The sequence below is a fragment of the Komagataeibacter sucrofermentans DSM 15973 genome, from assembly GCF_040581405.1.
In the GTDB taxonomy this organism is placed as follows: domain Bacteria; phylum Pseudomonadota; class Alphaproteobacteria; order Acetobacterales; family Acetobacteraceae; genus Komagataeibacter; species Komagataeibacter sucrofermentans.
Genome location: NZ_CP137157.1, coordinates 247,017 through 268,815, shown reverse-complemented (window position 1 = coordinate 268,815; position 21,799 = coordinate 247,017). Strand labels below are relative to the sequence as shown.

Sequence of the window (21,799 nt, the reverse complement as noted above, 5' to 3'; positions counted from 1 at the left end):
CGCATGATGCGCTGGCTGCTCAATGTTGGTCTGCTGTGCGGCAAGGAACTGCGCAGCCTGGTGCATGACCGGGTGCTGCTCGGGCTGATCGTGTTCGCCTTCAGCGCGGGCGTGCTGCTGGTGGCCAACGGGGTGAAGGTGGAGGTGTCAAACGCCACCATCGCCTTCATAGACGAGGATAATTCCCCCCTGTCGCGCCGCATGCGCGATGCGGTCCAGCCGCCCTATTTCAAACCACCCGTCATGGTGGACCGCGCGCAGGCGCTCGCGGGCATGGACAGGGGGGACTATATCTTCGTGGTGGATATTCCCCCCCATTTCCAGGCCGATGTGCTGGCGGGCCGCACGCCCGCCGTGCAGCTGCGCGTGGATGCCACCGCCATGACCCAGGCAGGGCTGGGCACGGAATACCTCAACGAGATTTTGATGGGCGAGGTGGATGACATGCTGCATGTGCCCTCACCCATCGACCAGGTGCCGTTTGCCGTGCAGAGCCGCATCCGCTTCAACCCCAACAGTGAATCGAAATGGTTCACCTCGGTCATGCAGATCGTGACCAACATCACCATCCTGTCCATCGTGCTGGTGGGGGCGGCGGTGATCCGCGAGCGCGAGCACGGCACGCTCGAGCACCTGCTGGTCATGCCCGTAAGTGCCAGCGAGATCGCGGTGGCCAAGATCGTGACCAACGGGCTGGTCATCTTCGTGGGCGCCATCCTCTCGCTATGGCTGGTGGTGCATGTGTGGCTCGGCGTGCCGATTGCGGGGTCGGTTGCGCTGTTTGCCGCGTGCTCGCTGCTGTACCTGTTCTCGGCCACGGCGCTGGGCATCATGCTGGCCACGGTGGCCCCCACCATGCCGCAGTTCGGCCTGCTGGTGGTGCCGGTCTATGCGGTGGCCTACCTGCTGTCGGGAGCTGCGACGCCGGTGGAAAGCATGCCGCAGGTGATGCAGGTGGTGGTGCGCTTTCTGCCCACCACGCAGTTCGTCAACCTGTCGCAGGCCATTCTGTACCGCGATGCGGGGCTGGGCGCGATCGCGCTGCCGCTGCTGACCGTGACGGTGACAGGCATTGTATTTCTTGTATTCGCGCTCATGCGCTTCAGATCCATGTTGGCAAGGCAGGAATGATGAGGAACAGATTGGCGCGGGCTGCCCGCATGGGAAGCATGGCGGTGGCCGTAGGGCTTGTGGCGGGGTGCTCACCCTTCCGCACGCATGCGCCGCCATCGCACGTAACGGTGCCCGGGCAGTTCACGCAGGCGGGCATGGCGGGCACGCAGCCCCCCACCGACATGACGCGCTGGTGGGAGGCATGGCATGACCCCGGGCTGACGCAGGCGGTCGAGACCGCGCTGGCCGCAAGCCCCGACATCCGCATCGCGCGCGACCGCGTGCTTGAGGCACGCGCCATGCATACGGTGGTGCGATCGGCGCTCTACCCCACCGTGGGGGCTACCGGCAACATGATGGGCGGCGATATTGACTGGCGCGATGCCGATGGCCTGCCCGACTCAAACCGCAGCGCGGATGGTCACCTTGCGGGCATCACCGCCTCGTGGGAACCGGACCTGTTTGGCGGCCGCCATGCCGATGCGAAAGCGGCGAAGGATGGCGTGAAGGCGGAGGAAGAATATTTCCACGGCGTGCAGATGGTCATCGCCGCCGATGCGGCTGACAGTTACCTGCGCGCCCAGGGCGTGCAGCGCCAGATCGCCCTGACAGACCAGGGCATTGCAACCCTGGGGCAGTTGCGGGCCTACGGGCAGGCGCGTTTTGCATCGGGGCAGGCCACGGCGGCGGATGTGCAGCTGATTGACCAGAAGCTTTCGGAAATGAAGGCGCGCAGGCCCCTGCTCGTCGCCCGGCTTGACCTCATGCACCGCAGGCTTGCCGTGCTGTCCGGCAAGACGCCGGAGGGGCTGCCTGCCCCTGCCGCGCCCCCGGCCTATTTCGTGCCGCCCGCCCCCGTGGGGCAGATGCCTGACACGGTGCTCGAGCGCAGGCCCGACGTGCGTGCCCGGCGCGATCAGGTGGATGCGGCGCTCAACCGGCTCAAGAGCGCCAAGACCGACCTGCTGCCCCGTTTCGGGCTGGAATTCTTTGGCGGCGACGGGCGGCTGCATTTTGATGGCATTCCCGGCCTGTCCGGCACGGGCGGCCTGATTGCGCTGACCACCTACCTGCCCATCTTCACCGCCAACCGCATCCAGGCACGCATTCATGCTGCCAGCGCCCGGCTCGATGCGGCGGTGGCGGGTTATGACAAGAGCCTGCTGCACGCCCTTGCCGAGGTGGAAGATGGCTATGAAAACCGCCTCGGCCTCGATGCCCGCGACGTGGAACTGACGCGCGCGCAGGCGCAGGCCGGGCAGGTTGCGCATGATCTGGCCGGTCTGTATGCCGGTGGGCAGCGCACGCTTGGCGATGTGCTTCAGGCCCGCATGCAGGCGCTGGATGCGCAGGGGGCAGTCCTGTCCAATCAGGACTCGCGCACGCAGGCCACCATTCAGCTGGCCCGCGTGCTGGGCGGGGGCTGGCAGGAGGCAACGCCGGTTTCGCACTAGACGCCGGGCAGGAAAAGGAGAGACATCGGATGTCGGTCGGAATGGCCCTGCTGCTGGCTGTTGTGGCCATATGCGCTGTCGTGTTCCTGATTGAGCGGTGCAAGCTCAATCCATTCCTGGCACTGTTCATTGCCTCCATGCTGCTTGGCTTTGCCGCTGGCATGCCCGCGAACCATGTGGTGAGCACGTTCGAAAAAGGGGCCGGGCAGGTGCTGGGCCAGATCGCCTCGGTCATTGCGCTGGGCACCATGCTGGGCAAGATGCTCGAGGTTTCGGGCGGGGCGGACCGCATCGCCATGACCGTGGTGGCCCTTGCCGGGCCACGACGGCTGGACTGGGCCATGATGGTGATCGGGCTGCTGGTCGGGCTTTCGGTGTTCTTTACGGTGGGCTTCGTGGTGCTGGTGCCGCTGGCCTTTTCCATCGCGCGGCAGACGAAAATGCCCATCCTGCACGTGGCCCTGCCGGTTACGGCGGCGCTGTCGGTGGTGCAGGGCTACATGCCGCCACACCCCGGCACCATGTTCGCGCTGGCGGCCTATCATGCCGATATTGGCCGCCTGATCTGGATGGGCGCGCTGGTCAGCCTGCCTGCCGCCATCATTGCAGGCCCGCTCTATACCCGCTTCATCGTGCCCCGCCTGCCGGCTGATGCCGGTGCCGCCGCCGCAGGCGCGCACGATGCCAGCACGCCGCGCCACCTGGCCGACCTGCCGGGTTTTGGCATGACCCTGTTCACCATTCTCGCCCCCATGGTGCTGATGCTGGCGGGGTCTGCCACGCGCTTCATGGGGCCCCGGCCCGGGCCGTGGGCAGAGGCGCTGCGTTTTGCGGGCGACCCTAATGTGGGGCTGGCGCTGGCGGCGTTGCTGTCGTTCTGGACGCTGGGGCTGCGGCGCGGCATGACGCGCGAGAAGGTGCTGGCGTATTCCAATGAATGTCTCGGCCCGCTGGCGGGGCTGCTGCTCATGATCGGGGCCGGTGGCGGCTTTGGCGCTGAACTGATGGAGAGCGGCATATCCGACGCCATTGCCCGTGCGGCGGTGGACATGCATGTGCCACTGCTGGTGCTGGCCTGCGGGCTGGCGGCAGGCATGCGGGTGGCCGTGGGGTCGGCCACGGTGGCCATGAGCACCACGGCGGGCATTGTCGCCCCCATCATGGCGCATGGCAGCGCGGTCTCGCCCGAGCTTGTGGTGCTGGCCACCGGGGCGGGAGCGGTAATGTTCGGCCCGATGAATGATTCCGGCTTCTGGCAGGTGCGCGATGCGCTGGGGCTGACCGTGCCACAGACCCTGCGCACATGGTCCGTGCTGGAAACGCTGATTGGCGTGGTGGGGCTTGCGATGTGCGTGCTGCTGCAGGCCTGTGGCCTGTAATGGCTGCCTAGAAAAAGTATTTCTGAAAAGAAGGAAGGGTTTTTGGTGCCTCTGAATCGTCGGCATCAGTCGCCCCGCAACGACCCTGTTCCACCGCAGGCTTCGGGAAATCGTTGCCGGGCCTGATGCGCACGCAGCCCCTGTTCTGCCCTTCCTCTATTTCAGGAGCGTGCCGACATGCTGCCCGGCGCAGCGGGCTGGGTCGGGGCGACAGGCGGCTGGCCCATTCTGGCGCAGACCCGGAAGGCAAGCAGCGCGCCTGAAAGCGTAAGGAAAGCCGGGATCCACATGTCATGCCCCACATGGGTGAACTCGAGGCCCAATGCCAGGGCCGTCAGCGGCATGGCCATGAACGTGCCCAGAAAGGCAATGCCGCCAAGCAGCGCCACCGTGCCCACATCAACCATGGGCAGGCAGGCGTTCCACCCCCCTGCCAGCACGGTGGCCAGCAGGGCGCCCATGGTCAGGCTGGGCGTAAGCAGGCCACCTGCCGCCCCCGCCCGCAGCGCCCCCATGATGACGACAATCTTGAGCACCAGCACGGTAGCGGCAAGCTCCGTGCCCAGCTGCGCCGACAGCGCAAGCTGCATCGGCCCGCGCCCGTTGCCCGGCAGTTGCGGGTAGAAGCACGACAGCACGCCCAGCAGCGGAAACACCACAAGGCACCACGCAATGCGCGCGCCGCCCCGCGCGGCCCGGTTCTGCACCACGGCCATCAGCCGCTTGGCCAGTTGCGCGCCCACGCCAATGACCGGCCCCGCGCACAGCGCCCACAGCACCACGGGGGCCGTGACCGCCATCGGCCCGATGTCATACTGGTGCAGGTTGCCCAGCACCGCCCACGGCACGAACGCCCCGATGGCTGAAGCCCCCACCGCGCACAGCACCGCGCGCTGCCCCACTGTGCCGAGCAGCACCTCGAGTATGAACAGCGCGCCGCCCAGCGGCACGTTATAGACGGCGGAAAGCCCGGCCCCCGCCCCGCAGGCGATGATGATGCGCCGGTCATCAGGCGCAAGCCCCAGCACGCGGCCGGTGCCGGTGGCCAGCACCGCGCCAAGCTCACGCGGCGCGACCTCGCGGCCAAGCGGCGAGCCAAGGGCCACCGTCACGATCTGGAGGAGCACATGCACCGTGGTGGACAGCGCGGGCATGGGCCTGCCCAGACCCGTCTTGCCCACAGCAGCCGCAATGCTGACCAGCGGCCTGCCAAAACGCCCCAGCGCCCACCAGCCCACGCCCGCCACCACGCCCGCGGCGCACAGGGCGGCAACCCTGCGCCATGCGGGCGCGGCACTCACGCCCTGTACGAACGTATGCGGCCCCCCGGGCTGGCCATAGCCATAGGCGACATGCTGAATCATGTGCAGCAGCACAGACAGCACCGTGCCCCCCACACCCGACAGAAAACCGGTGGCAATGACCGCCATGGCCATGACCGGCCATGCGGTGGGCGCGCCATGCGGCGCGGATGCGGGAGCGGGTTGGGTCATGATGGCATGGCATATGCCGGATAAGGCGTGGAACGCCAAGCCGGTTTAACGGGCACGGACGCCACGGCCCGCACCCCATGGCTCAAGGCGGGATCATGCCCTCGCCCCCGTTCGATTCGGCAATGGCGGCCAGCGTACCGGCAGCCCTTCGCCACCCGCACCGCGCCGCAGGTCAGAAATGGCGAACACGCCATGCCCATAATGGCAACACCCGAACCCTGCACAATGGCGCTGAAAGGCGCTAGCAACTTCATATTGCTTCGCGATATGGTTGCCTGTACGGAACAGTAGCCACCAGGTGACGTTTCAGGGGCAAGGCAGGAAGGGGACGAGATGAAATTCGTTATTGCCATCATCAAGCCGTTCAAGCTCGATGAGGTACGCGAAGGGTTGCATTCCATCGGGGTGGATGCCCTGACCGCAACCGAGGTGAAGGGATATGGCCGCCAGAAAGGCCAGACCGAAATCTATCGCGGCGCCGAATACAACATCCAGTTCCTGCCCAAGATCAAGCTTGAGATCGCGGTGCCCGACGCACAGTGCGACAAGGTGGTGGAAGTGATCCAGTCCGCCTCGTGCACGGGCAAGATCGGTGATGGCAAGATTTTCGTTCTCGACCTGCAGCAGGCAATACGGATCAGGACACAGGAAACCGGAGAAAACGCGCTGTGATCAAGAAGATTGGCAAAAGCGCCCGCCATGCCGGGCTGGCGGCGGCGGCTTTTGGCGCGTCAATGGCCAGCCTGCCCGCCATGGCGGCCGATGCCCCACCCGCCATCGACACGGGCGATACCGCCTGGATGCTGATCAGCACGGCACTCGTGCTGATGATGACCATCCCCGGCCTTGCGCTGTTCTATGCGGGCATGGTGCGCAAGAAGAACGTGCTGGCCACCCTCATGCAGTCTTTCTCCATCTGCTGCATCATGACGGTGGTGTGGATGGTGCTGGGCTACAGCCTGACCTTTACCTCGGGCAACGCCTTCATTGGCGGGCTGTCACGCGTGATGCTCAACGGGCTGGGCGCTGGCATCAGCAAGGGCAGTGACGTGGCCTTCACCATGGCCGCGGGCACGCCTGCCGCCACCACCATGACCATTCCCGAAAGTGTCTGGATGACCTTCCAGATGACCTTCGCCATCATCACGCCTGCGCTGATTACCGGCGCATTTGCCGAACGCATGAAGTTCAGCGCCCTGTGCGTGTTCACCATCATCTGGTCGCTGATCGTGTACGTGCCCGTGGCCCACTGGGTGTGGGGGCCGGATGGCTGGGTGGCCGCCAAGATCGGCGCGATCGACTTTGCCGGTGGCACGGTGGTGCATATCAACGCAGGCATCGCGGGCCTTGTGGCAGCGCTGGTCATGGGGCGGCGCAAGGGCTATGGGGAGGACGATCTCTCACCCTATAACCTGACCTATGCCATCATTGGCGCATCCCTGCTGTGGGTGGGCTGGTTCGGCTTCAACGCAGGCTCCGCTGGTGGCGCCAACGGGCGCGCGGGCATGGCCATGGCCACCACCCAGATCGCAGCCGCCGCCGCTGGCGTGTCGTGGATGTGCGCCGAATGGATCAAGACCGGCAAGCCGACCGTGCTGGGCATCATCTCGGGTGCGGTGGGTGGCCTGGTGGCCATTACGCCTGCTGCGGGCTTCGTGCTGCCGGGCGGGGCGCTGATGATCGGGCTGATCGCAGGCGTGATCTGCTTCTGGGGGGCGACGGGCCTCAAGCACATGATGGGCTATGATGACAGCCTCGACGCCTTTGGCGTGCATGGCATTGGCGGCATCGTGGGCGCGCTGCTGACCGGCGTGTTCGCCTATGGCCCGCTTTCCGCCACCGATGCCAGCCCGGAAGGGGTGAGCGGGTCGTTTCACCAGTTCGTGGCGCAGGCGGAATCGGTGGGCATTACCGTGGTGTGGTGCGCGGTGCTGACCTTCATCCTGCTCAAGGCCATTGACCTGACCATCGGCCTGCGCGTGAGCCGCGATGAGGAAATGGAAGGCCTGGACATGAGCCTGCATGGCGAGCGGATCAATTCCTGACCTGACTGCCTGCATGCAACATGACGGAAAAGGGCTGCCTTGCGGGGCCGCCCTTTTTTTCTGGCCCCTGCGCACGGCCAGTGCCCCAAACCGGTTTTCAGGTCCCGCCCGCAAGAATCACGTCACGCACCATGGCGCAGCGGGAACCTGGGGGAAAACCACCAGCTTCCTCCTCACGCAACAGACCTGCCAGACGTGCATCCTGTGCAGCAGGCGGGAGCAGCCGGAAGCCTGCCCGCGCATAAAAGGGCCCGTTCCATCCAACAGTGCGGAATGTGGTCAGTGTGATGCGAGTAAGACCCGGCAGGCGTGCAGCACCCTCATGGGCGACCGCCAGCAGGCTCCGCCCCAGCCCCCTGCCCTGCGCCGGATGTGCGACCGATATTTCAAGCACATGCAGGTCAGCGCCATATTGCCGCGCGCTTAAGAAACCAACGGGCTGATCCCGACCATCCACTGCAACCCAGCACAGGCCGTGAGCAATGCAGCCTGCATGCACGGCAGGTGGCAACCCGTCAGCCTGTGCCAGCCAGGCCAGTGCGGGCACAGCCAGAAAGGCTTTTGCAGCAGAGCGCTCGATAGCGGGCAGGAGACCTGTCTCTTCAGGCCGGGCCGGGCGGATGGAAAAGGTCATGGCAACTGCCACTCGATCATGATGCGCCGCCCCTGCAGTAAACGGCAGGGCGTTTCAGGGCTGTGCCATGCCTCTGGCCTGCGCGGCCCAAGCCAGTATGCGCGCCCGGTCCTGCGGGCTGAAGAGACGCCATGGATAACAAAAGGACATCAGCTTTCCCTGCTTTACCTCCAAAAAGCGCGGAGTCGAGATTATGCGCACGACCGTCCACGGGGTAAAAACCCTTACGGTGTCCTGGTCCATGTCCAGCAACCTGATGCCCTGCGCATCAATGCGCACCCGTGCCATGGGCTGTGCCTTTATCTGGCGCAGGTAGTTTACAAACAGGAATACAATACTGAGAACGACACTACCCGCATTGACGCAGAGGGTCTGTGGATCAAGGCCAAGGAGCAGGCGTACCCTGTCAATCATGTCCGTTGCACCGGACAGAACTGCCCTGCGATCCGTTAGCGAGAACATTAAAACCAGATGCAGGATGAGCATCAGTCCCAAAGTCATAAACGCAGCATAGGGAACAAGTTTTAAAAAGATAGAAAACCGCTCCCCCCTGGTAAACGACAGGGGAACGGTCACTTCATCCCCTTCCGCATCCAACCGTGCCGGGAGGGCCGTGGTGCCAGCAGGGGGGCATGCGGCAACCGGGGCCGCCTTCTGCATGCGCACCATGTGGACGAGCGCCTTCGCCCGGGGCACGTCCTGCGGGGCGAAACTGTTCCAGGTGATGACAAGCCACTTGCTCCGGCTCCGCATGCGCAGGACCAGAAGGCGTCGTGTCGGACGTATTATCCTGAAATCATCCCACGCAATGTCGGTATATAATCCATTGGCATCCCAGGCTGAAATGCTCTTGGCAGAGAGGACGTAGGTCGTACCACGCCGGACATTGCGCCGACAGTACACAACATGACACCGCCAGCACCACCCCGAGGCGACAAGAACAGTAAACGTCAGCGCTGCAGGCTGGAGGGCGCCAGGGCAATCAGTTCCATCGCCACCCCCCATTCCCTCTGGCCTAGGGCATGATCGAAAGGAGGATACTCATGCGTCTGCAAACTGATGGACCAGAGCAGGCCCAGCAATATTCCATTGGCCAGCAGCTGTTTCCAGCCCAGCAGGATTTCGGCCAGTACATCGAGCGGGGTTGTCCTGAGCCTGCCCGTGATGGGCTGCAAACCGGTCCCGGCCTGCGGTTCGGTTGTGGCATCATCCGTTACGGGGCCGGGCGGAGGCGCATCATCGTGCATGACAGCTTACATCCCTGCCTGCAGCCTGCATGGCAGGAGGAACGGGAAATGGAAAAGAGCGGTTCCGAACCCAAAGATACTGCAATCAATATTCAACAAAAAATTCCCGGCCTTTAAAAATGAAACAGAAGGTTCATTTTTATATCAAATACCTGAACCGGGAAAGGTAAATGGATTTTGCCTCATTGTTTCAGGCAACCGATCTGACCCTGCCTGCGCGCATGAGCGTTTTTTCAACCGTTTTAAAGGAATGCCGCCTTTTTTAAAAAAGGCGGCACCCGGAAACGTTTACTTTCTATCAGAAGTTCTGCGAAATACCGGTCAGGATCGTGCGCCGCAGCCCGTATTGCGGGGCACCCACGCCAATGCCGGTGCCACTGCGCAGCATGTAGGGGTGGTCGAACAGGTTGGTCACGTCCAGCCGCAGCTGCGTCGTGCGCAGGAAGCGCGAATGGAACAGATCACGGAAGGACTGCACCAGCGCCAGGTTGAACGTGGCGTATTGCGGGATCACGCCGCCATTGGGCACGGTATCGGTATCCTGCCGCAGGCCGCTGCCATAGACCATGGTGGCCGAGAGCCGCGTGGGGTGCCCGGTACGGTGGAAGAAGGTGTAAGACCCACCGGCCGAGGCGGTCCAGCGCTGGTCATGATCGAGATGCACCCAGTGCTGGCTGATATAGTTCATGTCATCGGAAGCGAAGTTGAACTGTGCGCTGGTAATGTCCTTGCCGATGGCGCGCGACCACGCAAAATTGCCGTAAAGCGAAAGCGGCCCGCGATCGTAGGAAGTCGAGACCTCATAGCCGTTCACCTGCCCGCGCCGGTAATTGAAGCCCGACAGGATGATGGGCGCGCCGAACTGCCCCTCGTCAATCAGGTTATGGGCCAGCTTGTAATAGGCATCGAACGACACGCGCCAGCCGGGCAGGATGACCTGATCGATCCCGGCATCAAAGTAATGGTCGCGCTCGGCCTTGACCGTGCTGCTGCCGGTGCCGGGTGCGGCACCTGATGTACCCGCAAACTGCTGCAGGTCGGCACCCCCCACCACCTCGAAGGGCGGGGGCGTGAAGTAGCGCGAGTAGCCTGCATGCAGGGTTGCCCCCTTCCACGCGCGCCACACCACGTTGATGCGCGGGCTGAGCTGGTGCTCGTTGGTGTATTCGCCCACGCCATCAAAACGCAGGCCGTAATTGACCGTGACATTGCGCAGCGGCCGCCATTCATCCTGCACGTACAGGCCATAGACATCGCCCGTGCGGCCATTGCCGGTGTGAATGGACCGCAGCGCCCCGCCATCACTGTTCTGCACCAGTGAATCGGCCTTGGTAATGTTACGCTCAGCAAAGACCTGAAAGCCGAAGCGCACGGTATGATCGGGCCGCACGCGCCAGGTCACGTCGCTCTGGGTGCCGGTTGACATGACCGAGCGCTCGGCATGCTGGCTTATGCCCATATAGGCCAGATCGCCCAGATTGGGGTCGGGGCTGTAGCCGAGGCTGCTGTAGCGCGAGAACACCGATGTCTGGAGCGAGAAGGCCCCGATCTCCTTTTGCAGCGACAGGATGCCGAAATCGGTGATCTGCTTCTGGCGTTCATTGAGGTTGGACGGGCTTGGCGCGCCCGTGCCAGTCACGCATGGCGCACCATCATCTGAACAGCCAAAGCTCTGGCCGCCGATATTGGGCAGCTGGTACTCGGCGTTCGACACGCCTGCAATCAGGCTGAGCCGCGTGTTCTCATCCACAGTGTACCGCACATGGCCAAGGAAATGGTACTGGTTGCTCAGGTCATGCGGCGCGTTGAAGGATGGCGTGGTGTTCTCGATGCCCACCCGGTCATGCACGTAATCGGCGGTGAAGAAGTAATCCCACTTGCCATGCTGCCCCCCATACTGCGCGGAGGGGAAGAAGTAGTCACGCGCGCCACCATAGATGGACACGTTGCCGCCCTTGTTGGTCGCGCCGTTCTTGGTGGTGATGTCGACGACGGCAGCCTGCAGGAAGCCGTACTGCACCGGCAATGCGCCGGTGGAGAGCGACATGTTATCGGCAAAGCGGGTCATGAGTGTCTGGCCGAACACGTTCATGCCTTCGGGCAACTGCACGCCATCAAGACGGAACTGCACCTCGTTATGATCGCCACGCACATGGATCTGGCCGTAGCTGTCCTGCGCCACGCCCGGCGCCTGCAAAAGCACGCTGTTCAGCCCGGTATTGTCGCCACCGGGAATGGTCTCGATCGCCTTGCGGCTGAACGCATGCACCGTTGCCCCGGTGGAAGGCTGCAACTGCACCCGCGCACGGTCGAGGCGCGCGGTAACCGTCATGGCCTCGGGCGCGGATGAGGCGCGGTCGAGCGCCTGCGCCTGCCCGGTGGTGGGCTGTGACGCATCGGGGGTTGTGGTGGTGGCAGGCCCGCCCTGCGCAAGGGCGGCGGTAACGGGGGTCAGCGCGGTTATGGCTGCCAGCATGGCACGGGAAAGGGGACGGGGGAAAAACCATAGGCGCGTCATGGCGGAAAGGCTCGCATCCGGTGAGGTGGTTTCGGGAGGCGCAGCTTTATTTGGTACAATATAACATAACAACATGAAAAAGCTGTCGCCTTCGCCGGGCCTGCCAGATGTTGTATTTATGCAACATAATCGTTCGGTGAAGAACGGCGCACCGCGTCATCGCCCCTCCCTAAACGGGAGGCGGCCCCTGTTGCGCAGGCGCGGCCTGCCGGGCTCATGTCCACCATGGCGGGGGATGAGCACGCCATTCCCGCAGGGGCCTCGAAACTTGGTGGCCGCCCGGACCTGCCACAGGGCATGGCCTGGCCCCTGCGCCCGCCCTACCCCGATGCCGACAGGCGGGCGCAATACGACAACCGCCAGGCGCATGACCTGCTGGAAAATCCGCCCTCATGGGCACACACCAAGGGAGTCGAATGGTTCAGCAACGACTACCGGGCCAAGGCGCGGGCAGTGGCGACGGATTGTCGTGCAGATCGGGGCGGACCCGCATACGCGGTTTCCCGATGTCGGAGCCTATTACGTGATGATGCGCGAGGCCGATATCATGGCCCGCCGGTTCGACCGGGCGCGTGTGGTCTATCAGTGCGGTTAGGCGCAAGGCTACAGAAGCAAACGAGGATGCGCCTTACGAGAGCAACAAGACCATTCCTTATCCCAGCGTGCGCAGGGAACATGAAGGTGTGGATGAACGCTGCTCCATCGGTTGATCCCCGCATGTGCAGGGAACACTCTTCATGGAACCTGTTGCTTCTACAGCCTCATTTTACTGTCAAAGAAACTACCAACCAAAACGCCCTTTTTACCTGCCCCTCTTTATGCCATCGGGGCAGCGTCATCGTCCGGGTCCGCGCCAGCGCAGGCAGGCAGGCAGGCAGGCAGGCAGGCAGGCAACATCTTGGGGCAGTTTTTTTCAAAACGCCCTGCCAGAACCCGCCTTTATCCCTCCATCACCACCGGCGGCAGGCGCGGGCCTTCGCGCAGATAGGCGTTGAGGAAGGTACGCACCGCCGAACGCGCGATGAAATCAATATGCGCCTGATCGGTACTGACCGGCAGTTGCAGGCGCGAGCGGGCGGTAATGCGGGTCTGGCACAGGGCGTAGAACTGCTCGGCGGCAAAAACCGGGTCGGGAATGTTCAGCACACCGGAATTATTGTGCTGCATCAGCCACGCCGAGAGGATGTTGATGGCCTTCTGCGGCCCGTGCTTCCAGAATGTCTCGGCCAGTTCGGGAAAATTGCCCGCCTCGGAGATGATGATGCGGTTGAGCATGAGCGACAGCGGCGAGGTGAGCAGCCGGATCATGGCCACGGCCAGATGCTCGAGCGATTCCGTCAGGTTCGCCCCTTCATCAATGCGGCTGAACAGGAGCGGCATCTTCTCGCACGCGCACTGCTCGACAAAGGCGGAGAACAGCGTGGCCTTGCTGTCAAAGTAATTGTACAGCGTGCCCTTCGACACCCCGGCATCCCGCGCGATGCCCGACATGCTGGCCCCCTCGTAGCCATTCTGGGCAAAGACACGCGCGGCACCGGCGAGGATCTGCTGGCGCTTGGCGGCGGAGGCACCCGGGGGCAGGCTCTCATCGGCCTGCATTTTGCCTGACTGGCCTGGCGTGCTGCCCATTGAAATCATCCTGCTCCCGCGGTTGGCGCGTACTTTCGATTGACCCCGTGAGGAAAGCCGATAGGCTAGGGGACTGACCGAACTGATCGGTCATTCATGCCATGGTTTAAAAACCATGCCAAGAATGCAGAATTTACATCAGCTGTTTCAGGTACAACAGGGGGGCCATGTTGGTGGGTAGGGGAATTTCATGGCGCACGGCCGTGGTCGGGTTATCGGTCATGACCGCCGGGTGTGCGGTTGGCCCTAATTTCCATAAACCCAAGCCATGGGTTCCCAACCAGTATGGCGGCCCGGACCGCATCGCGGCCGCAACCGACAAAAATGGCAAACCCGCCGAAGTGGCCAGCCAGACCACGCCCGATGACCCCGATACCGCCTGGTGGGCCATTTTCAATGATGCCGAGCTGACAAAGCTCGAGCAGCGCGTGGCAAGCGATAACCTTGACGTGCGCGCCTATGGCTACCGCATGGCCCAGAGCCGGGCAGAACTGCGCATTGCCGGTGCCGAGCGTTACCCCGCCATGTCGGCCACCGGCTCCTACGCCCGGCAGCAGTACAGCACCAAGATGCTGCAGCGCATCGTGACCGACGTGCAGAGCGAACACCCTGAACTCGAGCAGCTTGGCAGGCCCGGCCAGGCCAAGATTCCGCTGTTCAACCAGTGGCGCGACAGCGTGGACGCCACATGGGAGCTGGACCTGTGGGGCCGCGTGCGGCGTGAATACGAGGCTGCGGCCGCAAGTGCGCAGGCAGTCAACGAATCCCGCCGTGGCATGCTGATCTCGCGCCAGTCGGAAGTGGCGCGTGATTACATGGAACTGCGCAACACGCAGCAGCAGCTCCGCATCGTGCTGGAAAACCGCGACGTGGCGCAATCCATGCTGAACCTGAACCAGCAGCGCTACACCAAGGGCCTGGCCAGCAACCTTGAGGTGGAGCAGGCCCGCGCGCAGTACGAAAACACGCTGGCCCAGATCCCGCAGCTTGAGCAGCAGCTTGCCATGCAGGTCAATGCGCTGAGCCTGCTCATGGGCGCGCCGCCACGCGCGCTGTCCGATGAACTGCTCACCGCCGCCGCCATTCCGCCCGTGCCGCCGCGCGTGCCGGTGGGCGTGCCCTCGGAACTGGCCCGCCGCCGCCCCGACATCCGCCGCGCGGAGGCCAACCTGCACGCCGCCACCGCCCAGGTGGGCGAGGCCGTGGCCGAGTTCTACCCGCGCGTGACCATCAATGCAGGCTTCGGCTTCGAATCCCTCTCCTTCCGTGATCTGGGGTTCTGGAACGCCAAGGCGTGGAATGTCGGCCCCTCCATCACGCTGCCCCTGTTCCAGGGCGGGCGCCTGCGCGGCCAGCTTGAACTGCGCAAGGCCGCCCAGAAGGAAGCCGCCATCAACTACCAGAAAACCGTGCTCGGCGCCTGGCACGACGTGGATAACGCGCTCACCGCCTATACCGATGAGCAGCGCCGCCATGACAGCCTCGAGCAGCGCATGCAGGCCAGCCACCACGCGCTGGAACTGGCGCAGAGCCAGTACCGTAACGGCATGGTGACCTACCTCAACGTGCTTGATGCCCAGCGCCAGTACCTGGGCGCCGAGTCCGACCTCACCACCAGCACCGCCGCCATATCGGGCAATCTGGTGCGGCTGTACAACGCGCTTGGCGGCGGGTGGGAGACCACCTATCCCGACACGTCACGCCACAAGCAGGCCGCCGCCACCGCCCGCCCGGCTGCAACAGGTGGCACGCCTGCCACCCCCGCTCCTGCCACCACGCCGCGCCAGCCTGGCTGATGGCCTGCGTTAAAAGCTTGGCGCGCGCGCCCCTTGCTAGTATAAGCCGCCCCGTTCCCGACTGGCAGGCCCGTAACTGCCACACGGAAGCATGGCGCAGGGACCTGTTCGTATGATTACATTGCCCCCCGACTATCGCCCCTCGGATGATGAGGAATTCATGAATCCGCAGCAGGTGGAGTATTTCCGCCTCAAGTTGCTGAAATGGCGGGCGGACCTTCTCAAGGAAGCGGATGAAACGCTGGCCAGCCTGTCGGAAGGCGGCATCCATGAGGCCGACATTACCGACCGCGCCAGTGTCGAGACCGACCGCGCGCTCGAACTGCGCACCCGTGACCGCGCGCGCAAGCTGATCTCCAAGATCAACCAGGCCCTGCTGCGCGTTGAAGCGGGCACCTATGGCTTTTGCGAGGAAACCGGCGAGCCGATCGGGCTGAAGCGCCTTGAGGCCCGCCCCATCGCCACCCTGTCGATCGAGGCGCAGGAGCGCCACGAACGCATGGAACGCATTCACCGCGACGACTGACCCCTTCCCTGCCCGGCTGAAACGCCCCAATTTGCCAAAAGGCGATAAAAGGGGGTTGCCAGCCGGTGCAGGAAAAGTTAGGAAGCCCGCATACCGTGCTGCTGTAGCTCAGTGGTAGAGCACTCCCTTGGTAAGGGAGAGGTCGACAGTTCAATCCTGTCCAGCAGCACCATAATTTCCCTAGATTTATCTGCACGGCGTGCCAATGCTGTCTGGTCCATGCGGACCAGAGAACACCGGCATAGCGTCCACGGCCTCCTTTCAGCCGGTCCGGACTATGGTGCCCATCAATGCGCTCGGGTCATTTCGACACCGCTCCCCAAAAATCTGGCAACCATGTCAAATGGCATTTCGGCCATTGCCATCCCCATTGCACGGATATGATGAAGCGCAGGCCGCACCAATCGCCGGTCCGCACCGCAAAAACTCCTTCCTCCCTGCTGCGTTACTGTTGCAATGCACAAGATGGTTTCGAAACAACGCACTGATAAAAAGAATAAAAGTTTTGAAGTGTCGCTTTTTTTAAACAAGACGGCGCTCGTTAAAGCTTTTTGAAAAAATATTCATCACAAACATCCTTCAGTATGCAGGATATTTTGGGCGCACGCTTTTTCAGGCTGCTTTTACAGGCAGGTTTGTTCAATCAGGGGCCAGCGCTTCCGGCATCACGCACCTGCGCACAGGAGCCTGCGCGGACCCGGACATTTGACAGAGGCAATATGAATGTATCCGTAACCGCCCGTTTCCCTGCCCTGCGGCCCTGTCTGCGCTTGTGGCAGGCCGGTATGCTTGTAACGGGACTACTGGGCCTTAGCGGGCTTTCAGGGTGTGGTTATACGGACTCGCGTGCTGCCCATCGTGCGCAGATGACCATGATCGGCATGAACAGCATGGATGTGCAGTCCTGCGTGGGCATTCCGGACAAGACCAGGAAAATCAGCGATACGGTGCAGATTTTTGAATATTCCCGCACCCTGAACATTCCCTCCACCAATGATTCGACGCTGATCCCGCTCCAGTCGGTCGTCAACCTGACCGAAACGACACTCGGCGGCGCAGGCAAGACCTGTATTGCCGATATCCGCTTTGAAAACGACAGGGTCACCCAAGTGCACTATAGCGGCGATGATGATGAAATGATGGGGACGGACGGGGTGTGTTCCATCGTAACCCGCGGCTGCGTGCGCCAGCCGGTCCCGTCCATGCGACATGTGAAGAAAGGGGTCTTCAGCCCCGTCTCCGCCTTTCACTCGCCCAAGCTGGACGCGCAGCCAACACCGGCAAACACCAGATAAAAGTTTTGCAGCGCCGCCTTAATTCTTACAAAAAAGCGCGTTCCTGCAGCTTTTTATAATTAAATGTCGGCCTCAAGATGCAGCGCCGCAATATCCGCAGGTGGTCCGGCCAACATGCAGGCCACGCCGGTCGTGCGGTCAACAAGCATGCGGATATCAACCGGCCCTTCCGGCCCGAACAGGTCGGATGTCACTTCATAGGCCGGGCGCAGCGGTTCATCATGCGCCGCGTCATGGCGCACCACCTCGGTCATGATGCGGCCAAGGGCGCGCTCCAGCCCGTCCATGACGCGTGAAGGCGCAAGGCGTGGCCCGTCGTTCTCGCCCGTGCAATGCAGTTCCAGCAACCGCGCCCATGAGGCCGCGGGAATGAACAGCGGCATGCGCGAGCCATCATTATGTCGCTCCGCATGCATGATGCGCCGCGTATTGGCCAGGCCAATCACGTCCACGCGCGGCAGGTCATCGCCAATGCGCGCGGCCACCGTGCGGAGTACATCATCACTCACAGCGTGACCCCTTCAAAACGCTCGGGCAGCTTGAGAATATCCTGCGAGGACAGCGCCGAGGAGATAAAGAAGCCCTGGATGCGTTCGGGTTTGAGCGCCTTGACGAGCTCAAACTGCTCGCGGTTTTCAACACCTTCGACCGTAACTTCCATGTTGAAGCCCTGCCCCATGTCGATCAGGCTGGACAGGACCATGCAGGCATCGGGATTGCCCACGATGTTCGCCACCATGCTCTGGTCGATCTTGACCTGCGAGAACGGCAGCTCACGCAGGTGATTCAGCACCGTGATGCCCTTGCCAAAATTATCGAGCGCGATACGGAACCCCGCCCGCGCCAGTTCACGCAGGTTGCGGATGCCCTGCTCGGCCCTGCGGCCATGCAGCATGGTCTCGGTTACTTCCAGCACGAAGCTGTCAGGCGACATGTTGAAGCGCCGCAGCGATTCCTCAAGTTCGCGCTGGTAGTCATCGCGGATCAGGTCCATGCGCGAAAGGTTGATGGCAAGCTGGCGGGGCGGCTGGCCCTTTTCGTTCCACATGTGCACATCGCGCCTGAAGGCCTCGATCATGCGCGGGCCCATCGCCTGGGCCAGCCCCGCATCGGTAAACACGTCGGAGAAGTCTTCCGCCGCGAGCAGGCCGCGCTCGGGGTGCTGCCAGCGCAGCAGCGCCTCGATCTGGTCCACCTGCATCGTGTTGCAGTTCACGATCGGCTGGTAATAGACCTCGAACTGGTTGCGCTCGACACCGCACCGCGCCTCGCTGAGAATGGAAACACGCGCCTGCGCGCGCTCGCGCAGGTTCTTGGTGAACATCTGCGACTGCTTGCCGCCCGCGCGCTTGGCGGCATACATCGCCATGTCGGCGTTTTTCTGCACGTCTTCCATCGTGTCGGTGCCATCGAGCAGCACGGCGCCAATACTGCCTGCCACGCTGACAGTGACCGTCTCGATATCGATGGGGCGTTCAAGAATGGCCTGCAGGCGGTCCATGTACCGCTCAAGCGATACATCCTCGAGCGTGCGGTGCAGGATGACGGCAAACTCGTCACCACCCAGCCGGCTGACCGGATCATCAGGGTGGGTGAGTTCAATCAGCCGCGAGGCGATGGCGCGCAGCACGATGTCACCCGCATGGTGGCCGTGCACGTCATTGATCTGCTTGAAGCCATCAAGGTCGAACATGGCCAGTGCCGGGTGGGCGGTCATGCCCGGCTCGCGGCAGCGCGCGATCTCATCAGCGAGCGCGGTGTTGAAGCCACCCCGGTTGAGCAGGCCGGTCAGGGTATCGGTCTCGGCCAGTTCACACAGCCGGTCGCGCGTGTTCATGAGTTCGGTAATCTCGAACCGGCTGGCCACGTACCCCGTAATCGTGCCCTGCCGGTCGGTCTTGGGGATGATGGTGGTGGCCACCCAGTACAGCGACCCATCCTTGGCGCGATTGCAGATATTGCCGCGCCACAGCTGCCCCGCCTTGATGGTGCGGTACAGATCCCGGAAGAAATCGGCATCATGATAGCCGGAATTGACGATCCGGTGCGTCGACCCCACCAGTTCCTCGCGCGAGTACTGGCTTATCTCGCAGAAGCGGTCATTGACATAGGTGATGACCCCCTCGCTATCCGTAATTGCGACGATCAGGACATTATCAACCAGATCAGCCCAGAAATCCGCATCCTGGTGCGTCAGGGCCCGCAGCCGATCATCGTGTTGCAATGCCATGTTCCCGCCTGGAATCCGTAATGAAAAACAAACTGTTATGCTTCATGAACTCAAACTGCTTCCCGCGCACCGCGCGGAAAGCCATAGGGTCTATGCCGTCGTTGGAATAAGGAAAGAGCCACGCTCCTGACGCTCACGGAACCATTTTTCCAGTTCCGCCGGGGGCTGTGGCCTGGAGAAAAGATAGCCCTGCATCACATCGCAATGCAATTCCTCCAAAAGGCGCCACTGCTGCTCGGTTTCCACGCCTTCGGTCACCACCGTCATGCCCAGCCGCGAGCCGATGCCGATCACCGCCATGGTCACGGCCTGAGCGTTGGTATCATGCTCGAAATCGTTAATGAAACTGCGGTCGATCTTGATCTCGGTCAGCGGCAGGCGGGTCAGCCGCGAGAGCGATGAATAGCCCGTGCCGAAATCATCCATCGACAGGCCAACATCGAGCCTGCGGATGGCATGCAGCACCTCCTCGGTCTCGTTGCTGCTGTCCATCATCACGCTCTCGGTTATTTCCACCGTCAGGCGGTCCGGCGTCAGGCCATGGTGCTTGAGCAGGTTGGCGATGTGCTCGGGCAGGCCCCGGTTGCGGAAATGCACGGCGGAAAGGTTGACCGCCACGGTCGGCACCCGCACGCCGTCGCGGTCCCACTTCACCATCTGGCTGCATGCTTCCTCAAGCGACCAGCGGCCAATGGCCTCGATCTGGCCGGTCTCCTCCGCCACCGCGATGAAGCGGGAGGGATAGATGTTGCCCAGCGTGGGGTGGTGCCAGCGCGAGAGCGCCTCCACGCCATAAAGCCCGCCGGTCATGGTCTCGACCTGCGGCTGGTAATTCAGGTTGAGCATGCCCTTGGAGAGCGAATCGCGCAGCGCCGAGCCAAGCACCAGCCGGTCCTGCGCCACCTGGTTCTTTTCCTGCCCTGCAAAGCGGTACAGGCCGCGCCCGTCCTCCTTGGCCTGGCGGGTGGCGGCATCGGCATGGCTGAGCAGCGATTCGCTGTCCGGCCCGTTGGCGGGGAAGGTGCTGATGCCAACGCAGCACGAGATGCTGAGCGTGTTCTCGCCCACCTGTAGCGGCCTGGCGATGACGTTGATCAGGTTCTCGGCAAACTTCTCGGCACGCTCGTGCGAGCATTCGGGCACGATGATGATGAACTCGTCGCCGCCGGAGCGGCTGACAATGTATTCATCCTTGACCAGATGGCGGATGCGGCGGCCGATCTCGATGAGGAAGCGGTCGGCATTCACATGGCCAAGCGCGTCATTGATGTCGCGGAAACGGTCGATATCGACCATGAACAGCGAGAACTGGCTATCGCCCCCGCGCATGATCAGGCGCTCGATGATATTGTGCAGCGAGGTGCGGTTGAGCAGCCCGGTCAGGCTGTCGAAATTGGAGAGCTGGGCAATATGCTGGCGCGTCTCGCTCTCCTCGATGGCCAGCGCGCAGAACGGCATGCTGGTCGAGACCACGCGCTGCGCCCAGGCCAGATCGACCTCATCGCCACGCAGGTACAGCGCGAACACGCCAATGACCTGCCCCGTGCGCGAGATGATGGTGGATGAACAGCACCGCTCCAGCCCCAGCGAGCGGGCCAGGGAGGCATAGCCATCCCACACCACGGTGTTGCTGGCCGCGGGGTTCGCGCGCAGCATTTCAAGCTGCTCGGGGGTGAGTTCCATGCTGTCGAGCGCTGCCCGGTAGCGCTTGGGCATGGAGGGCGAGGCGCTGACCGAAAGCTTGCGCGAGCGGTCGATCAGCATCAGCGCGCCAACCGCGCCGGGCACGAAACTGTCCGCCCGGCGGCACAGGAGGTCGCCCACTTCCTGTATGCTCATGTCGGAGGCGAGGGCCTGAAGCACGTCATTCTGCAGCACCAGGATCTTGCGCTGGCGGCTGGGCTCGGTCACGTCCTTCATGACGGCAATGTAGTAGATCTTGCCGCAGTCACTTACCTGCACGCGCGAGATGGACAGCTCGCCGCACACATATTCGCCATTGGCCCGGCGGAATTCGACCTCGCGCGAGGTGCCGACAATCCGGCCAATCCCGGTTTCACGGTTGCGGTTGATGTAGCCATCATGGCTGGCGCGCTCGGGTTCGGGCACGAGGCAGCTGACATTGTGGCCCATGACCTCTTCGCGCGAGCAGCCCCATATCTTCTCGGCCGCCGCGTTGAAGAAGATGATGAGATTATGCTCATCAATCACGACCATGGGATCAATGGCCTGTTCCATCGCAGAAAGCAGGACATCGGCGCTAATCTTCGGCTGATCCACCGTAAACTCCAGAACATCGGCACGACCAACCGCGCCATGTGAGATCATTTCCCTGACCTGGGCAGGCATCCGCCCGGCGCGTCATCACGCGGCCAGATTCGATCATGACCATGCGATAACGGGCACCGGACCACTCGGCACGGGCATCATACTATGATTT

18 protein-coding genes and 1 tRNA gene are annotated in these 21,799 nt (G+C 62.9%); 10 read left to right on the top strand and 9 right to left on the bottom strand.

Annotation, left to right across the window (positions count from 1 at the left end; genetic code table 11):
• The first annotated feature begins 3 nt into the window (after nt 1-3).
• From R5N89_RS01320 to R5N89_RS01310, 3 genes are read left to right on the top strand one after another with little or no spacing between them, the layout of a single operon-like run.
• Nucleotides 4-1,131 (top strand): ABC transporter permease, encoded by a 1,128-nt coding sequence (locus R5N89_RS01320; protein ID WP_110567971.1) that lies wholly within the window; start codon nt 4-6, stop codon nt 1,129-1,131.
• On the top strand, nt 1,131-2,567 hold the full coding sequence (locus tag R5N89_RS01315; RefSeq protein ID WP_110567969.1) for a TolC family protein: 1,437 nt from the start codon (nt 1,131-1,133) through the stop codon (nt 2,565-2,567). The genes R5N89_RS01320 and R5N89_RS01315 overlap by 1 nt, the downstream gene beginning before the upstream one ends.
• Before the next feature lie 29 nt (nt 2,568-2,596).
• The gene (locus R5N89_RS01310; protein WP_110567967.1) at nt 2,597-3,946 is read left to right on the top strand and encodes a gluconate:H+ symporter; all 1,350 of its coding nucleotides are present in this window, start codon (nt 2,597-2,599) and stop codon (nt 3,944-3,946) included.
• Nucleotides 3,947-4,107: 161 nt separating this feature from the next.
• On the opposite strand, the gene R5N89_RS01305 is transcribed toward R5N89_RS01310, so the two are convergent.
• Nucleotides 4,108-5,382 (bottom strand): chloride channel protein, encoded by a 1,275-nt coding sequence (locus tag R5N89_RS01305; RefSeq protein WP_110567965.1) that lies wholly within the window; start codon nt 5,380-5,382, stop codon nt 4,108-4,110.
• A 390-nt stretch (nt 5,383-5,772) separates the two neighbouring features.
• Here R5N89_RS01305 and R5N89_RS01300 point away from each other — a divergent pair, with 390 nt between their 5' ends.
• Together R5N89_RS01300 and R5N89_RS01295 are read left to right on the top strand one after the other, a co-directional pair.
• Entirely contained in the window at nt 5,773-6,111 is a 339-nt protein-coding gene (locus tag R5N89_RS01300) for a P-II family nitrogen regulator (RefSeq protein WP_061273594.1), read from the top strand.
• Nucleotides 6,108-7,484, top strand: coding sequence for an ammonium transporter (locus tag R5N89_RS01295; RefSeq protein WP_110567963.1), 1,377 nt, complete (start codon nt 6,108-6,110; stop codon nt 7,482-7,484). Before R5N89_RS01300 ends, R5N89_RS01295 begins: the two co-directional genes overlap by 4 nt.
• A 97-nt stretch (nt 7,485-7,581) precedes the next feature.
• Here R5N89_RS01295 and R5N89_RS01290 read toward each other — a convergent pair whose 3' ends face one another.
• From R5N89_RS01290 to R5N89_RS01275, 4 genes are all read right to left on the bottom strand, one after another.
• Complete coding sequence (locus R5N89_RS01290) at nt 7,582-8,118, bottom strand: GNAT family N-acetyltransferase (RefSeq protein ID WP_110567961.1); 537 nt, start codon at nt 8,116-8,118, stop codon at nt 7,582-7,584.
• A gap of 54 nt (nt 8,119-8,172) precedes the next feature.
• On the bottom strand, nt 8,173-8,787 hold the full coding sequence (locus R5N89_RS01285) for a hypothetical protein (RefSeq protein ID WP_146220190.1): 615 nt from the start codon (nt 8,785-8,787) through the stop codon (nt 8,173-8,175).
• A gap of 281 nt (nt 8,788-9,068) precedes the next feature.
• Nucleotides 9,069-9,365 carry a hypothetical protein gene (locus R5N89_RS01280; protein ID WP_110567957.1) on the bottom strand — a complete coding sequence of 99 codons (297 nt, stop codon included), beginning with the start codon at nt 9,363-9,365 and terminating at the stop codon, nt 9,069-9,071.
• A 298-nt stretch (nt 9,366-9,663) separates the two neighbouring features.
• Nucleotides 9,664-11,883 carry a TonB-dependent receptor gene (locus R5N89_RS01275; RefSeq protein ID WP_110567955.1) on the bottom strand — a complete coding sequence of 740 codons (2,220 nt, stop codon included), beginning with the start codon at nt 11,881-11,883 and terminating at the stop codon, nt 9,664-9,666.
• A 367-nt stretch (nt 11,884-12,250) separates the two neighbouring features.
• Between R5N89_RS01275 and R5N89_RS01270 the strand changes: the two genes are divergently transcribed.
• On the top strand, nt 12,251-12,478 hold the full coding sequence (locus R5N89_RS01270) for a DUF1963 domain-containing protein (RefSeq protein WP_167400838.1): 228 nt from the start codon (nt 12,251-12,253) through the stop codon (nt 12,476-12,478).
• A 344-nt stretch (nt 12,479-12,822) separates the two neighbouring features.
• Here the strand turns inward: R5N89_RS01270 and R5N89_RS01265 are convergent, their stop codons facing one another.
• Complete coding sequence (locus R5N89_RS01265) at nt 12,823-13,512, bottom strand: TetR/AcrR family transcriptional regulator (protein ID WP_110567951.1); 690 nt, start codon at nt 13,510-13,512, stop codon at nt 12,823-12,825.
• Nucleotides 13,513-13,733: 221 nt separating this feature from the next.
• On the opposite strand from R5N89_RS01265, the gene R5N89_RS01260 reads away from it, so the two are divergent.
• The 4 genes from R5N89_RS01260 to R5N89_RS01245 all read left to right on the top strand — a co-directional run bounded on the left by R5N89_RS01260 (nt 13,734) and on the right by R5N89_RS01245 (nt 17,129).
• On the top strand, nt 13,734-15,308 hold the full coding sequence (locus tag R5N89_RS01260) for an efflux transporter outer membrane subunit (protein WP_265001336.1): 1,575 nt from the start codon (nt 13,734-13,736) through the stop codon (nt 15,306-15,308).
• A 112-nt stretch (nt 15,309-15,420) separates the two neighbouring features.
• Nucleotides 15,421-15,834 (top strand): RNA polymerase-binding protein DksA, encoded by a 414-nt coding sequence (dksA, locus tag R5N89_RS01255; RefSeq protein WP_061273614.1) that lies wholly within the window; start codon nt 15,421-15,423, stop codon nt 15,832-15,834.
• A 97-nt stretch (nt 15,835-15,931) separates the two neighbouring features.
• Nucleotides 15,932-16,006 (top strand) — tRNA-Thr (locus R5N89_RS01250).
• 547 nt (nt 16,007-16,553) lie between these two features.
• Nucleotides 16,554-17,129, top strand: coding sequence for a hypothetical protein (locus tag R5N89_RS01245; RefSeq protein WP_244192108.1), 576 nt, complete (start codon nt 16,554-16,556; stop codon nt 17,127-17,129).
• 59 nt (nt 17,130-17,188) lie between these two features.
• Here R5N89_RS01245 and R5N89_RS01240 read toward each other — a convergent pair whose 3' ends face one another.
• From R5N89_RS01240 to R5N89_RS01230, 3 genes are all read right to left on the bottom strand, one after another.
• The gene (locus tag R5N89_RS01240) at nt 17,189-17,638 is read right to left on the bottom strand and encodes a hypothetical protein (protein WP_110567947.1); all 450 of its coding nucleotides are present in this window, start codon (nt 17,636-17,638) and stop codon (nt 17,189-17,191) included.
• Complete coding sequence (locus R5N89_RS01235) at nt 17,635-19,359, bottom strand: bifunctional diguanylate cyclase/phosphodiesterase (protein WP_110567945.1); 1,725 nt, start codon at nt 19,357-19,359, stop codon at nt 17,635-17,637. The genes R5N89_RS01240 and R5N89_RS01235 overlap by 4 nt, the downstream gene beginning before the upstream one ends.
• Nucleotides 19,360-19,449: 90 nt before the next feature.
• Complete coding sequence (locus R5N89_RS01230; protein ID WP_110568081.1) at nt 19,450-21,687, bottom strand: EAL domain-containing protein; 2,238 nt, start codon at nt 21,685-21,687, stop codon at nt 19,450-19,452.
• Between the last annotated feature and the right edge of the window lie 112 nt (nt 21,688-21,799).

Bases quoted from the DNA above. Each gene is read 5' to 3' on its own strand.
- R5N89_RS01320 (WP_110567971.1), top strand. From the start codon at position 4: ATGATGCGCTGGCTGCTCAATGTTGGTCTGCTGTGCGGCAAGGAACTG.
- R5N89_RS01315 (WP_110567969.1), top strand. From the start codon at position 1,131: ATGAGGAACAGATTGGCGCGGGCTGCCCGCATGGGAAGCATGGCGGTG.
- R5N89_RS01310 (WP_110567967.1), top strand. From the start codon at position 2,597: ATGTCGGTCGGAATGGCCCTGCTGCTGGCTGTTGTGGCCATATGCGCT.
- R5N89_RS01305 (WP_110567965.1), bottom strand. From the start codon at position 5,382: ATGGCCATGGCGGTCATTGCCACCGGTTTTCTGTCGGGTGTGGGGGGC.
- R5N89_RS01300 (WP_061273594.1), top strand. From the start codon at position 5,773: ATGAAATTCGTTATTGCCATCATCAAGCCGTTCAAGCTCGATGAGGTA.
- R5N89_RS01290 (WP_110567961.1), bottom strand. From the start codon at position 8,118: ATGACCTTTTCCATCCGCCCGGCCCGGCCTGAAGAGACAGGTCTCCTG.
- R5N89_RS01285 (WP_146220190.1), bottom strand. From the start codon at position 8,787: ATGGTGCGCATGCAGAAGGCGGCCCCGGTTGCCGCATGCCCCCCTGCT.
- R5N89_RS01280 (WP_110567957.1), bottom strand. From the start codon at position 9,365: ATGCACGATGATGCGCCTCCGCCCGGCCCCGTAACGGATGATGCCACA.
- R5N89_RS01275 (WP_110567955.1), bottom strand. From the start codon at position 11,883: ATGACGCGCCTATGGTTTTTCCCCCGTCCCCTTTCCCGTGCCATGCTG.
- R5N89_RS01270 (WP_167400838.1), top strand. From the start codon at position 12,251: ATGACCTGCTGGAAAATCCGCCCTCATGGGCACACACCAAGGGAGTCG.
- R5N89_RS01265 (WP_110567951.1), bottom strand. From the start codon at position 13,512: ATGGGCAGCACGCCAGGCCAGTCAGGCAAAATGCAGGCCGATGAGAGC.
- R5N89_RS01260 (WP_265001336.1), top strand. From the start codon at position 13,734: ATGACCGCCGGGTGTGCGGTTGGCCCTAATTTCCATAAACCCAAGCCA.
- dksA (WP_061273614.1), top strand. From the start codon at position 15,421: ATGATTACATTGCCCCCCGACTATCGCCCCTCGGATGATGAGGAATTC.
- R5N89_RS01245 (WP_244192108.1), top strand. From the start codon at position 16,554: ATGAATGTATCCGTAACCGCCCGTTTCCCTGCCCTGCGGCCCTGTCTG.
- R5N89_RS01235 (WP_110567945.1), bottom strand. From the start codon at position 19,359: ATGGCATTGCAACACGATGATCGGCTGCGGGCCCTGACGCACCAGGAT.
- R5N89_RS01230 (WP_110568081.1), bottom strand. From the start codon at position 21,687: ATGATCTCACATGGCGCGGTTGGTCGTGCCGATGTTCTGGAGTTTACG.